The organism is Chryseobacterium sp. SIMBA_029 (assembly GCF_046535275.1).
Lineage (GTDB): Bacteria > Bacteroidota > Bacteroidia > Flavobacteriales > Weeksellaceae > Chryseobacterium.
The window spans coordinates 13,763-28,504 of the sequence record NZ_JAWRXA010000003.1 but is presented as its reverse complement, the minus strand read 5'-3'; the positions used below and the strand labels follow the sequence as shown (position 1 = coordinate 28,504).

Here is a 14,742-nt window from a genome sequence, read left to right as displayed (position 1 = left end):
CTATTTTAAATTAATTCCTTGTAAATACTCTTTTTGTTTTTTTCTTTTAAACCAAAATATAGGGGTGGTAAGTAGGTGTAAAACTAAAACGATAGGTGATATAATCCATATCGCAGCCATCAAATATACCTTAAAGAATTTTATCAGCAATGGGCGTTTCTCTTTTTTCTTGATAATGAGGTTGGACCAGACCGTGAAAATTTTGTTTCCTACTTTCTCTACTCTTACCAGAAACGGTCTTATTTCAATCGCTCCGTTTTTTACCAGTTCAGGCTGTAAACCGGATAAATCATTACTGCTGAAATGCTTTTCAATAATGGTTCCGTATTTCCCTGCACCTGAAATTTCTTCATCAGAAATTCCTGCTGCGGGAAGCATTCCGGATTTTTCTTTCTGTCCGGTGGTCAGCCAGCGTAAAATAGTCAGAACACTGGTATAATTGTCGTGCCTGTCCACTAAAGCGATATTTCCCACCAATGTTGCCCCTAAATTCTTCAGATGTACCTTCAGCTTTTCCTGAGAAAGCATCCACATATTTCTTGTTCCGGAAATGGTGACTACTTTAGAACCCCTCAGAAGAGTTTCTGCATAGCTGCTTTTCAGGAATGAAATGATCGGGATAGACGGCGTCAAATACCATACCTGGTATCCAAACAGAATAAGATCATATTTCTTGTTCAGCACGTCTGCTGCCGGAGGAAAAATCTCTTTGGGAATCTGTAGATAAGATTCAGGAAATGTATTAAAAAAAACATCACCTGGCCATGGAAAAGGAAAATCTTCCTTAAGCTGGATATTGTAGTACGTGACATCGTATTCCTCCTTTTTATTTTCAAAAGGTTGGGCGATATTTTTTACAATATCTTCCAGTTGCCCGGTTTGTGAGTAATAGATGACAAGGATATTTTTTTTCATTGATTTTCTTTATCGGTTACAAAAATATGCTTTTCAGATGTATTTAGTGTTTTTTGAATATTTTTATTGTTTCTGATTGATATTCTTTATGGTATTCTTTGTTTTCAAAATTTACATTTTTAATATTGATGAAAATTATGGTATCCGGAAAGCTTGATAAAGCATTGATATTAAAACTTTCATCGGACACAAGAAGAACATCTATCTTTTTGCTGATCTCCGAAACGTCCTGTATATACTGTATCTTTCTTCTCTTAATCACATAGCTTTGAGCAGCAACGGCTCTTTTTTCCTCATTATGAATGAAACTGAATATTTTTCTGCCTGCCTGATAAAGGCTGAGTAAAACATCCTTTTGTCCGAAGTCATCAGCGATATGAAGAATTGATGCCTCTTTCGGGATATGTTTATTCAATTCAAAATATACAGACTTATGGGCATTGAAATCAGCTTTTACTTCATTCACTACCTCATTTTCTTTATAGAGAAAGCTTAACAATAATTTCTTTTTAAAATAATCTTCATTTTCGATCTCATTTCTTAAGGCTGCAAATTCATTTCTAAAGTAGGCATTGATCTTTTTTGTCCTTTCAGAATAATTAGTTCCAAACTGCATATCGTCTTTACTGATTCTTTCGCCCACTTTTACGGTAATACTTCCGTCATAAATAATGAAATCTCCTTTTGGCAGAACTTCAGAATTCCCATGAATATACAACGGTAAAATATCCAGACCAAACTGTTCCGCAAGATAGAAAGCTCCTTTGTGGAATCTCTTTACATCATTGGTATAAGAACGTTCCGCTTCAGGGAAAACCACCAGTGAATATCCTTGTGCGATCTTTTCCTTTAAAGGATCAATGCCATTTTCAATACCCTGAGAAACCGGATAGAAGCCCAACGCTTTTACCAGCCTTCCAAAAACCGGAGAATCATACACCCAGTCATTTACTAAGTATATAATTTTATGCGTAGCCATAGCAATGGCTAAGGTATCCAGAAAAGAACTGTGATTGGCAATGATCACAGCTGGCTTACTGAAATCTTCTTTAGCATTTTTAATGACTCTTTTCCTTACAAATGGATTCGTAAAAAGGACAGAAGTTAAAAATCGCGCTAAAATTATTTTGATAAAGTCTAAGGTTTTTCCTTTTGAGTTTCTCACAAAGAAGCTCCCGAACAATGAGAAAAACAATCCTCCCAGACCATAATACAAGAAGGAGATAACCGAATGTAAGAAGAGCCTGAAAGTAATAGGTGAAAGTCCTTTCTTTGCTCTGTTGATGATTAAAAACCTAAACCAGAAAGGATATAATGTTGAGGTAATGATGATAACGGAAAACATCCCGATCAACGCAACCAGTGCCAGCGAATGTAATGCTGGGTGTTTAGCGAAAATTAAAGATCCAATCGACAGGATCGTCGTGAATACAGCCAAAATAATGGATGTTCTGTAAGTTGGAAGTTCATTTTTCCCCGTAGTATGCTCTTTTTGCATTGCTTTGGTAAGAAAAATACTGAAATCATCCCCGACTCCAAAAACCAGTGTACACACCACCGTACTGAAAATATTAAGTTCCAGTCCTAAGAAATATAATATTCCTGCCGTTACCACTCCGGTTAATACAATAGGAAACATGGTAAGAAGCGTCAGTTCAAAATTCCGGAAGAATACAATAATGGTAAGAACGATAGCCAGTAAAGAATAATTGATCAGGGTGTTGAAATCCCTTTTCAGTAAACCCAGAAAATTTTCATTCATCTGCTGACGGTCAATCGCCAAAGCATCGTGCTTCTTTTCCACATCTTTAATAAAGGCATCTCTTTTCTTTTCGTCTACCTTCACTACATTGGAAACGGTATAGAATCCTTTTTCACTGCTTAAAAATTCAGAAACCTGCAGCGCTTTTACCTTTTCGTAATCCCGTAAGCTTAAAATAGGATATTCTTTATTTAAATTTTCATTGAAATTGTCAAATGCAGAACTGTTGAAGCCGAATTTATTACCATTGGAAACTAATTCAGATAAAGTTTGCTGTTTTTTAGCACTGTTCCAGAATTTTTGCCAGATTTCAATTCTCTTGTGCTGTTCTTTTTCAGATAAAACGACATTTCCCAGGGAATTGTAGCTTAAAATTTTTCCATCTTTCTTCTCTTTTTCCAGGAAACTGCTCAACTGAGAATTTCTGGTGAGTGCTTCTTCTTCAGAATTCCCATAAGAAATGGTGTAGATAGATTTTGAGGTGATATCTGATAGTTTTTCCAGTTTTGCCTCACTTATTTTTAAATCTTTTGGAATATAATTCAGGTCTCCGATGTCTTCATTAAAGCCAACATGCCTGAAACCAAACAGGCAGGCGATAATAACCACAGAACAGCCAATAATAAGAGGCTTGTTCTTTTCGTAAGGATAAGATCCGATAACATCAATAAAATTGGTGCTCAGCTTTCCTTCTTTCTCTTTCGGATGGTATAGCTGCGGTACGATAATCAGCGCTGAAACGGAAGATAAAAATACGGTAATGGATGCAAAAAGGCCAAGATCTTTCAATGCCTCTGAACGGACAAAAATCAGACACAGGAATGAAACTGCTGTAGTTGCACTGCTCAGGATAATCGGCTGTGTGATTTCCTTATAAAGCTCTTCAATATTATTATTGTGTTTATAGTGGGTCAGAATGTGCAGAGCGTAGTCAATCGTTATTCCGATCAGGATAGCCCCTACACTTAAGGAGATGGCCGAAATTTTATCTTTAATAAAATATAAGATCATTAAAGCCAGCAGCACTGAAAAAACGGTGGGTAGGAAAACAATGATCGGGGTAAACACATTTCTGAAATAATAAATCAACAGGATAAGAAGAACGGTCATGGAGATAATCACGGTATTCTGGATATCCTTTTTAATCTGTTGTGCGTTGGCAACAGCAATCACGGGCGATCCGAAATAGCTCAATTCTGTTTTTCCTTTGAATTGTTTGTTGATATTTTCTTTTATCGTGTTCAGCTGGTCAACAAAAACCTCATTCTTCTTGGTATCGTTGCTCTTGTTTTTAGGATCAATGAAAAGCAGGAGATTTTTGCCATCTTTGGTAACGATGTAATTATCTTCCAGTTTAAAATCCTTGCTGATGTTAAGGGCATTGAGTTTTTTGATTCCTAAAAAAGTAATTCCCAGCGGATCTTTTTTTATAAAATCTTTGGTTACCAGGCTGGTAGGTGATACGAGTGATACATAATTATTTTCTACCTGTTTGGCGATGCTGTCCTTCTGAAGTTTTCTCTCAATTTCCTGATAATCCTTTTCATCTAAAAATAAAGGGAGGTTCTGGTTGACGAAATCAAAGGTTTCTGAGATTTCTTGATCATTGATCTTGCCCTGTACTGAACCGATATATTGATGTAAAGGTTCTATTTTCTGTAGAAAAGTATCGGCAGTTTCAGACAGCTGGAAGTTGTCTTCTTTAGATTGGTTTTCAATGATGACAATGATCTTATCTGAGAAATTCAACTGTTTAAGAACTTTTGCGGTAAGGTCAGATTTCTCACTTTTCGGAATAATCTGGTTGATATCCTCCTCAAAATTGATTTTTGAGGCGAAAAATCCGCATAAAACGGCAAATCCTACTGCAAGTATTACAGAAAGGATTTTGTTTTTTGAAATCTGGTAGTATAAAAATATAAAAGCGCGATGCATTACATGGTAAAATCAAGTCTGCAAATTTAATTTTTTAAGCATTAGATTAACAAGTTTTAATAAAGAAGTTTTATCTGAAAATCAATAAAATATTCCGGACTCAATAAAAAAAACTTTACTTTTGCAAAAGTTCCCTTATGATATAATGTATTTTAAAGCCAAATTATTATTAAAAAAATAAGAATCTGTTTTTGATATGTTGAAAAAAAATGATGAAAAAATAAATGGATTTCTATTTGTAATAGTGCTCCCTCTTTTACTTTTTGCGATGTCCTATTATGGATTCGAGTCTTCTTATACCAGATTGAAGACCGCAGAAAGGCCTCCGGATTTTTTATTCACATCAGTCTATGCGTACCGGGTGATTCCTAATTATCTGAGTTTGTATATGACAGATGCATTTGCTTATGTACAAGAGCATTATCTTTATTTTTTTAAAGATTTTCTTTCAAAAAACGGGACGCCTTTTTATCATGCCCTTTTTATATTCAATAGCTTTTTCTTTGTTTTATGTTCAGTGATTTTAAATAAGCTGCTTACATTCAGGACTGAACAGTATTTAAACATTAATTTCAAAAGAATCATTCATTTACTGGGTGTTTTCTTTATTGTCATTACTCAGTATGCACCCACCAATTGTGATATGATTGCTTTATTCTGTTACTTAACAGGGGTTTTACTCACGCTGGAATATTTGCATATCGGAAAAAATGTCTATTTCTATGCTTTAACAGGGTTGATTGTTTTTTCAACGTTTGTAAGAGAAACTGCATGCATCAATATTGCTTTTTTTGCAGCCGTTTTCCTTAATATAAAGGATCTGAAAGAAGGAAAATATCAGGTAATCTGGAAAATATTTCCATTGGTTGTTGCCTTTTTGCTTCCTTACCTTGGACTTAGGATGATGATTTCACAGAAAGAGACGACTTTTGTAGAAGGATTTTATATCAACAGAAATTTCTCAAGTCCTTTTAATCTTGCAGGGCTGGTTTTTGCGGTGATAGTCCTTTATTTTATCTACAAACTTTGTATCAGCAAAGACAATAAAATTATTTTTGGGAAGTATCTTTTCTTCTCCATTCCTTATCTCCTTATGATAACGCTGGTTGGGTTATTTTGGGAAGTAAGACTTTTCCTGCCCTTGATTCTTACAGGGATTATCGTTGCCTATCATCAGTTTAAAAATCCCTTAGATTTGACATGAGTTTATTACACCCATATTATATCCTAGCAATTATCTACATGCTTTTCTTTAGTTTCCAGGAAGTTTTTGGAAATAAAGTAGAGAAGAAATGGTTTTGGTTTCTGGGAGTTTATCTCGTTATCATTGCCGGACTACGTAATGATGTAGGGCCGGATTACGGAAGTTATAAAGGGATATACATTTATTCTGATATGAATAGCTATCTGAGTATATTCATGAAGGCTCTTCATATGCAGGGGCCGGAGACTTTTGATGTTGAATGGCTGTATGTATTGATCAACAAGGTATTGCTTAATTTCTTTAATGCTCCCTATTATATGCTTACGCTGGTGGTTGCCATATTTGCCATCTTCTTTAAAATAAAATATACCGAAGACAATACGTTCTATCCCTTTACCTTCACATTGCTGATGTTTATTCCCAACTTTTTTATTGGGGAAAGCGGACAGATCAGGCAGAATTTGGGAACTTTCATGATTTATTTTGCGATACGCTATATCAAAGAACGGAAGCTGTGGCATTATCTCTTCTTTGTGTTTCTGGCATCAGGAATCCATAGTGTCTGTTACTTATTTTTACCGATGTACTGGCTGGCCCGCGTACCATTGAATAAAACAGTAATGCTTATCCTCATTCTTGGATCTGTGTTTTTGTCACCGTTTGAGGTGTACAGGGCATTTGGTGACTTTTTGGGCAGTATGACAGCTGAGAGTAGTCTTGTAGAAGGTTTTAACGGATATGTGGATGTGGGTTCTCAGAGGCTGAACGGCGGCATCGGTATTCCGGAAGTATTGATGCTTATTCTTACCTTTTTCCTTTTTGCGTTTGATACTCAGATGAAGGAAAAATATCCTTACTACGAATACCACAGAAACTATACTGTGATTGGAATATGTTTTTATTTTATTTTCAGGAATAATCCCATATTTTCATCAAGACTGGCGGGTGCCTTTGTTGGATTCTCTTATGTGATAATTCCTAATGCAATGTATGTGGTTTCTGATAATACTAAAAAGATGATTTATTCTTTTATTATCGCTCTTACCATTTTCAACTTCGTTGTTTTTTCAACCTTTAATAACATTAAGGCCGGAAGATTTACAATTGATCTTTATAAAAACTTCCTGCTTCCATAATAAAATATTTTTCTTTTAACAATATCATAGAAAGACGACCCAATGGTCGTCTTTCTGTTTTATGAATTACAGCTTTCAAATGGGCTATTAATATTTGTTCAACTTGATCTTGGTCATGAAAATATTAAATACAATCTTTTATTTTTGCAATTATTAAGTTTTTAAATATTGTTTTTATATGTATAATGTTATTATTATGAATCATTTGTATGATAATTTATGTATGATTTTGTTATTTATATTATAAATCGATTTGTTTTGATAAAGGCTTAAAAGTTGTATTTGTGGTGATAACACCAATTCAAGGATATGAGAAATTTAGTTAAAAAAATTGCGGCAATTTTTTGCTTAGTGTCGATTTGTATCTATTCTAGAAATAGTTTAGAAGGTAAGGAGAGGACTTCTTTGGTTGTACAGACTGACAAGCTATCATCCGATAGAAGATTAGATTCAATAGGGAAACCTGGTTACAATAAACTGAATAGCAGGGCAACTGTTATAGATTGGACAAAAGCGCCCAACAGTTATATTTTTGATCCAAGCCAGAGCAGTGAAGGGCTGTTGCTCCCTGTAAGAAAAGCTTATGCGATGTGGGAACAGGACAGTTATATTAAAGGCAGTGGAATTCCTAACGGTAAAATCACAGCCGATGTATTATGGGAAGATGTTCATGGTTTAATTAAATCAGGGTCCAATTATTCTTTGGAGATAATGGACACTAGCCAGAATGCAAAAATAAAAATCCCTATCAACAAGTCTAAAAAAGGGAACGCAGTTATTGCTTTTAGGGTAGATGGTGATATCTACTGGAGCTGGCATATTTGGGTGACGGATGATCCGGGGAATGGATCCACCTATAAAAGTTTTACCAATCTTACAAGAATGAGGTCGGATGGTGTCATAGAGCCGATTCCGGATTCCGACTGGAGATGGATGGATAGGAATTTAGGAGCTTTAAGTAATTCTATTACTGCATCAGATTGGAATAAAAGTATAGGATTACTTTATCAGTGGGGACGGAAAGATCCAATCCCTCCTTTGGTGACGAGAGGGAATGATTTCTATGAAGTTTCAGGATCTGTAGGAAGAGTAAGGCATAGGGCCTCAAAAAACTTTACGGGTGCAGTGAGTATTGATGACCTAAGGCAATTTGTTCTTTTATCAAATGCTGAAGTCATTAACAACATAAGGCTTTCTGTGAAAAACCCTTTGAGTCTGATCTATGTGAATAAGAATGATAACACTGGCCAGGCATATTATAATAACAATGCAAACCTTCCTGTTAACTGGTTTGGAAAATCTGCTGGAATGCCGGATAACAGGCTCTCAGAACTTAATTTATGGTCTGATAATTCACAAGGCAAAATAAGCATTAATTATAATAATGATACCAGCGCAAGACCGTATAGGGATAAATCATCGTATGATCCGTGTCCGAATGGCTGGAGAGTACCTTCGATGCTTGTTGCCAATCTGGCTTCGCCATCATATATAGATGATATCAGGGTAGATTTTTCTCCTTTTGGAGTCAGGACAAACATGCCAAAGAATACTTTCGAAACCAATAAATACCATATCATAAAGCCAACTGATAATGGTGTGCCGGCGTTTATGACAGGATTTAGAATCTATTCTAATTTTGGTTTCGACTTATCGAATGTAGGAGGGTATAATATGGGAATATTCCCGGGATCCGGACAGCTGATACGTGGAGCTCATTTAGGCCAATACAGTGACCAGCATCATACAGCCTTGTGGACCGCAACAATGACCAGACATTTTGATGCCTCCCCTGCAGTAGGAGTCAGAGGATTATCCATGATTCCCGATAAAGGACAGCTGGATGTGCCAGATCCTAATTATCCTACTATAAAAGGCCGGTATTTTTATCAGCCACTGGCTGGAATGTATACTTCAGATGCCAACGGATGCCGATGTATAAAAGATCCGCTTTATGTTGTTGATGGGTATGATTTTCCTACAGAATATTTAATGGCACCCGTAGAATATAGAGAGGGAATGAACAATCCCAATACCTATCAGGTTGTTAAAAAAGAAACATCTTTTACCATTGATATTCCGGTAAGTAAAGCATTTTCTGTACAAAGCCAGTTGCTGAATAACCAGGATATATTAGATCCATCCAGTTTTAACAATTTAAAAGCAAATGTTCTATGGACCACCAATACGAATTTAATCAATAAAATATCAGTAGTTAATCCATCTCCTGCTTCATTATCAACAATTGGTAATTCTAATATTTCAGTTGAGATAAGACCCAATCAGAGTGGGAATGCAGTGATAACACTTCACAATGGAAGTATTACCAATCCGGTATATTGGAGCTGGCACATATGGATAACAGATAGCACCGTAGGTTCATATTCCTATACAACAGAACTTCCGGTAACTGCAGCCGTGAATTATGTAAACTATGTGCCCAAAGCAGATGTAATATTGCAGACAGAATTTATGGACAGGAATTTAGGGGCTACCGACGCCTTTCCAGCTGTAGCCAATCCGCTTACTCCCAATACTGTAGAACTAGCGGCGATAAGAGCATCTACGGGGCTGCATTACCAATGGGGACGAAAAGATCCTATCCCTGTCTTCCAGAATGCAGATGACAGGACGTCATACAATGTATTCTTAGGAACAGTAGCTGATAATGGAACCATTACCTATACAACACTTACTCCCGCCGTATACAACAATATGGCAGGAAGTTACATTGTTCCTTACATTACATACGCAGGAAATTCCAATGTATTAGCCTCTGACGTGCCTGCAGATAAAGTGGCGAAAGTATTGTCATATTCTGTAAAGAATCCTTTGGTGTATATGATTCCAAGTTCATTTGCTCCTTTCAACAGTGCGACTCCTAATTATACCAATGGAACGGACTGGCTGGCTAATGAGCCCAACTTGGCTCCCGACAGATGGGGAAGGGGTGGCAAGAAATCACCTTTTGATCCCTGCCCTGAAGGTTGGAGAATTCCAGATCTTACCAGTACGGCAATTGTTTCAGCACAGGATTTTGGACAGACCCCATGGTATAAAAAAGATAAAAATATAGCGACTTCATATAGTGTAGCTACAGACTATGCGGGAAGCAGAGTGAGAAATCCTTCTACAACTTCTACGATAGGATATATGTTCCTTAATGCCTCTTACCAGGTGGGTAACTTTCCCGATTCAGGAGCTCGCGGATTTAGAAGTGTAACGGCAAACCAAAACAGTCAGGGAACATTTAATACAATAAATTTTCAATATCCGGGGATCTGGACTGATGCTTTAAGTTCAAACTATATGGGAAGATCAGTGAGTATTGTTTTTGATGCAGCATCCACGGCCAACCGTTTTATCGCTTTTCATGATAATAACGATCCGTATTTTGCCATGAGCTGCCGCTGTTCCAAAATAAAATATGATACCAACGGAAACGAAGAAGGGCCCGTTCCCAGATTACCCGTAACCGCATTGCCGGCAACTAAGGCGGCTCCAGTATTAAGTGCAGCAGATGTGGACACGAAAGTTAAAGAAAATAGGATTTCTGTATTCCCTAATCCTGTGAAAAATATGCTGTATATCAAAGCAACACAAGAAAAAGGATACTTCTATCAGATTTATAATATGGCCGGACAAATGATAAAGTCCGGGAAATTTGAAAATGAAAAGACAGATCTTTCATCATTGATTTCAGGAATATATTTAATAAGGATAAATAATTCCGAAACCATTGTAAAAATAATTAAAGAATAAGATTAGAATAAGTGATTGATAAAGGAAGTAGAATATAACCAATTGTTCTGCTTCCTTTTTTTATTTGTGCAAATCCTTTACTCTATGACGATTGATGAAAAATTCTATATCGTCCATTGTTTCCCTTTTTATTGATGCTTAAAACGTATTGTATGAAGCAGTTGGTGTCTTCTGGAATGCATTCTCGACCCCTGAGTAAACTTTTTTAATTGACAAATTAAATTTCCAGAACAAAAAGTATGTAATAAAAAAGCTTTACTTTTGCAAAAATTTTAGAATGTCGAAAAATTTAGTAATCGTTGAGTCCCCTGCAAAAGCAAAAACTATTCAGAAATATTTAGGGAAAGATTTCGATGTGAAATCCAGCTTCGGACATATCCGTGATCTGCCTAAAAAAGGAATGGGAATAGACCTGGAGACCTTCAGCCCCGATTACGAAGTTTCTGCAGATAAAAAGAAATTAGTAACAGAACTTAAGTCTGCTGTGAAGAAAGCCGAAATGGTTTGGCTGGCTTCCGATGAAGACCGTGAAGGAGAAGCTATTGCCTGGCACTTAGCAGATGAATTAAAACTGAAGCCGGAAAACAGAAAACGAATTGTTTTCCATGAGATTACTAAAAATGCCATTCTGAAAGCGATCGAAAATCCAAGAGATATAGATCAGAACTTAGTCAATGCCCAGCAGGCAAGAAGAGTATTAGACAGGATCGTAGGTTTTGAAATGTCTCCGGTTCTCTGGAAAAAAGTAAAACCGGGATTATCAGCAGGAAGAGTGCAGTCAGTTGCCGTAAGATTAATTGTTGAAAGAGAAAAAGAAATCCGCGAATTTGTACCAAAAGCAAGTTTCAAAGTAGATGGAATATTCTTAAACAACAACGAACAGGAAATCGCTTCCAAACTTAAAAAAGATTTCGAAAAAGAAGCCGATGCAGAAAAATTCCTTGAGCAGGCGAGAACCACAGAATTCAAAGTTCTGAATGTTGAAACAAAGCCGGGAACACGTTCCGCTTCTGCACCATTTACAACTTCTACCTTGCAGCAAGAAGCTTCCTCAAGATTAGGGTATAATGTGACCAATACCATGCGTCTTGCACAGAGACTGTATGAGGAAGGATTCATTACCTATATGAGAACAGACTCTGTAAACCTTTCTCAGGAAGCCATTGAAGGAGCAAAAAAACAAATCGTTTCAGAATACGGATCAGAATATTCAGCTCCAAGAAATTATACAACAAAATCAGCCTCTGCACAGGAAGCTCACGAAGCCATCCGCCCTACAGATTTTTCAGTAAAAACGATCGGAGATGCGCAGCTGAGTAAATTATACCAGTTAATATACAGAAGAACACTGGCTTCCCAGATGGCTAATGCTAAAATAGAGAAGACGGTAATCGAAATAGGAAACCCAAAACTGGCTCAGCATTTTGAAGCACAGGGGGAAGTAATTATCTTCGACGGTTTCTTAAAAGCATATGGAATTGTAAAGGCGGAAGATGATGATGAGGAAAACAACGAAAAACTATTACCGAAAGTAAGTGTTGGTGAAGTTTTAAGCTATAAAACAATTATTGCAACCGAAAAATTCACCAGACCAAGCGCGAGATACACTGAAGCCGGATTGGTAAGAAAACTGGAAGATTTAGGAATAGGACGTCCGTCAACCTATGCACCAACGATCCAGACGATTCAGAATCGTGAATATGTAGATAAAAGAGAGATAGAACCTCAAACCCGCGAGGTGGTTAAAATTTCTTTAGCAAAAGATAAAATTAAAAAAGTAGTCCTTGATGAAAAATTCGGGGGTGATAAAAATAAGTTCATTCCTACAGATATCGGTGAAGTGGTAAGTGATTTCTTAACCGAAAATTTCAAAGAAATTCTGGATTACGGATTCACGGCAAGAGTAGAAGGAAGCTTCGACGAAATTGCAAGTGGAGGTCAGAAATGGAAAGAAATGATGCTGGATTTCTACTCGAAATTCCATCCTAGAATTGCAGATGTAGAAGAGAATGCTGACCGTGCCACAGGAGACAGGCTTTTAGGAGTTGATCCTAAAACCGGAAAAAATGTTCATGCAAGAATCGGAAGATTTGGAGCTATGATCCAGATTGGAGAAACAGAAGATGAAGAAAAACCAACTTTTGCATCATTGATGACGGGGCAGAATATCGCAACCATCACTTTTGATGAGGCATTAGAGCTTTTCAAGCTGCCTTTTGAACTTAGTGATTTTGAAGAACAGCCAGTTTCTGTAGGTGTTGGGAGATTTGGTCCTTACGTAAAATGGGGCGAAACGTACATCAGTATTCCCAAAGGAGAAGATCCGCTTTCTGTAAATCAGGAAAGAGCAGAAGAGGTTATCAAAGAAAAGAAACTTGCCGATGCACCGATTGCTACCTACAAAGGAGAGCCGGTAACCAAAGGAACAGGAAGATTCGGTCCGTTCATCAAATACAAGAGCATTTTCGTCAATGTCCCTAAAAAATATGATTTTGAAAACCTTTCTCAAAGCGATATCAATGAATTGATAGATGCTAAACTGGAGAAAGAAGCCAACAGATACATCCAGCAGTGGGAAAAAGAGAAAATTTCTATTGAAAACGGCAGATGGGGCCCTTTTGTTAAATTTGGAAAGGCCATGTTCAAGATCCCTAAGAAAAAAGATGATACCAAATATGAAGCGGATGAGCTGAAAGATATCTCATTAGATGAGGTTAAAAAATGGATCACCGATCAGGATAAAAATGCTTTTGCAGAGAAGAAGAAGCCAGCCGCAAAGAAAAAAGCGCCTGCTGCTAAAAAAACAACTGCTGCCGCTAAAAAAGTACCAGCTGCAAAGAAAAAGTAATCATAAAAGGATAGTAAGAAGCCATTAACATTGTGTGTTAATGGCTTTTTTTATACCATAAAATGATTTTATTTTAATATTTTTGATTTTTAAGACATATTTAGAGAATGGATTTTGAAGACTTTATTATTTCACCAAGAAATTTCAAAACGGAAAGCTGGCAGATCGGATATCAGATTACCAAAGAAATAAAAGAAGACAGTATTGTTATTTTGTTTGTTTCAGATTACAGAGGTTCAGATGGAGAAGCAGAAGTGCAGGACTTTACAGCTGTAAGGAAAGAATTTTACAAGCTTTCTCAATTGGATTTTGATATTCCGGTGGTAGACCTTGGAGATCTGGTTTCAGGAAAATCAGTTCAGGATTCTCATTACATCCTGCAGGAGGTGTTGTCGGCCTGTCATTATAAAAGAGCTATTCCTGTTATCATCGGAGGATCCAATGACTTTGCTTTCTCACTGTTTTCCGGATTAAATTTCCATCATAAAAACATCAATTATACACAGATCAGCAATATCATCTCCTTAAAACAGGGTGAACATATTAATGAATATACTTTTTTAAGTAAAATTTTTGGAGCTAAAGATTTTTCCATTAAAAACTATCACCATTTAGGATATCAGAAACACTTGAATGAAGCAGATTCTGTAAGGCTGATTAAAGAAGTGGAATTTGAAATCATCCGCCTGGCTGAAATGATGAATTCCACAGAAAAAACAGAACCTTTCTTCAGAAAAGCAGATCTGGTGACGGTAAACTGTGATGCGATAGAAAGTTTTAGCACTCCTTTTTCCATGAATCCACAGGTAAATGGATTAAACAGAAGAGAAATATGTGCCTATATGAAAGAAATAGGCCTCAGTGAAAACCTTAAATCCGTAGGGATTTTCAATTATAATATCTATTCTGAAAATCAGCTGAACCACCAACTCCTTGCTCAGATGCTCTGGTACCTGATTGAAGGGATCAATATTCAGCGGTCGCATCCTAAAGAAAGACAATACGAAGTGTTTTATATTCTGATCGATGACACACAATATGCATTCAAGCGTGATACTTTCAGTAATTTGTGGTATTTTGGCGACGATGAAAATATAGAAAACTGCATTCCGTGTTCAAGAAAAGACTTTGATGAAGCTAAAAAAGGCTGGCTGAACGCGCGACTGACGAAATTTTAATG

General features: G+C 36.7%; 7 protein-coding genes. 5 read left to right on the top strand and 2 right to left on the bottom strand.

All coding sequences use genetic code 11. The annotated features are described in order from the left end of the window. Together SB679_RS05615 and SB679_RS05610 are read right to left on the bottom strand one after the other, a co-directional pair. Nucleotides 1-915: a dialkylrecorsinol condensing enzyme DarA gene (locus tag SB679_RS05615; protein WP_410701261.1), complete on the bottom strand. Its 915-nt coding sequence runs from the start codon at nucleotides 913-915 to the stop codon at nucleotides 1-3. A gap of 43 nt (nucleotides 916-958) precedes the next feature. Continuing rightward, nucleotides 959-4,612, bottom strand: a complete 3,654-nt coding sequence (locus SB679_RS05610) for an MMPL family transporter (RefSeq protein WP_410701260.1) — start codon at nucleotides 4,610-4,612, stop codon at nucleotides 959-961. Between the two features lie 196 nt (nucleotides 4,613-4,808). On the opposite strand from SB679_RS05610, the gene SB679_RS05605 reads away from it, so the two are divergent. From SB679_RS05605 to SB679_RS05585, 5 genes are all read left to right on the top strand, one after another. Next, nucleotides 4,809-5,816: a hypothetical protein gene (locus SB679_RS05605; RefSeq protein WP_410701259.1), complete on the top strand. Its 1,008-nt coding sequence runs from the start codon at nucleotides 4,809-4,811 to the stop codon at nucleotides 5,814-5,816. Further along, nucleotides 5,813-6,952, top strand: a complete 1,140-nt coding sequence (locus tag SB679_RS05600) for an EpsG family protein (protein WP_410701258.1) — start codon at nucleotides 5,813-5,815, stop codon at nucleotides 6,950-6,952. Before SB679_RS05605 ends, SB679_RS05600 begins: the two co-directional genes overlap by 4 nt. Before the next feature lie 309 nt (nucleotides 6,953-7,261). Next, nucleotides 7,262-10,714, top strand: coding sequence for a T9SS type A sorting domain-containing protein (locus tag SB679_RS05595; protein WP_410701257.1), 3,453 nt, complete (start codon nucleotides 7,262-7,264; stop codon nucleotides 10,712-10,714). 277 nt (nucleotides 10,715-10,991) lie between these two features. Beyond that, nucleotides 10,992-13,562, top strand: a complete 2,571-nt coding sequence (topA, locus tag SB679_RS05590; protein ID WP_410701256.1) for a type I DNA topoisomerase — start codon at nucleotides 10,992-10,994, stop codon at nucleotides 13,560-13,562. Nucleotides 13,563-13,669: 107 nt separating this feature from the next. Further along, nucleotides 13,670-14,740, top strand: a complete 1,071-nt coding sequence (locus SB679_RS05585; RefSeq protein ID WP_410701255.1) for a formimidoylglutamase — start codon at nucleotides 13,670-13,672, stop codon at nucleotides 14,738-14,740. The last annotated feature ends 2 nt before the right edge of the window (nucleotides 14,741-14,742 follow it).

What these genes read in the sequence shown, in the direction of transcription:
- SB679_RS05615 (WP_410701261.1), bottom strand. Translation starts at nt 915, where the DNA reads ATGAAAAAAAATATCCTTGTCATCTATTACTCACAAACCGGGCAACTG.
- SB679_RS05610 (WP_410701260.1), bottom strand. Translation starts at nt 4,612, where the DNA reads ATGCATCGCGCTTTTATATTTTTATACTACCAGATTTCAAAAAACAAA.
- SB679_RS05605 (WP_410701259.1), top strand. Translation starts at nt 4,809, where the DNA reads ATGTTGAAAAAAAATGATGAAAAAATAAATGGATTTCTATTTGTAATA.
- SB679_RS05600 (WP_410701258.1), top strand. Translation starts at nt 5,813, where the DNA reads ATGAGTTTATTACACCCATATTATATCCTAGCAATTATCTACATGCTT.
- SB679_RS05595 (WP_410701257.1), top strand. Translation starts at nt 7,262, where the DNA reads ATGAGAAATTTAGTTAAAAAAATTGCGGCAATTTTTTGCTTAGTGTCG.
- topA (WP_410701256.1), top strand. Translation starts at nt 10,992, where the DNA reads ATGTCGAAAAATTTAGTAATCGTTGAGTCCCCTGCAAAAGCAAAAACT.
- SB679_RS05585 (WP_410701255.1), top strand. Translation starts at nt 13,670, where the DNA reads ATGGATTTTGAAGACTTTATTATTTCACCAAGAAATTTCAAAACGGAA.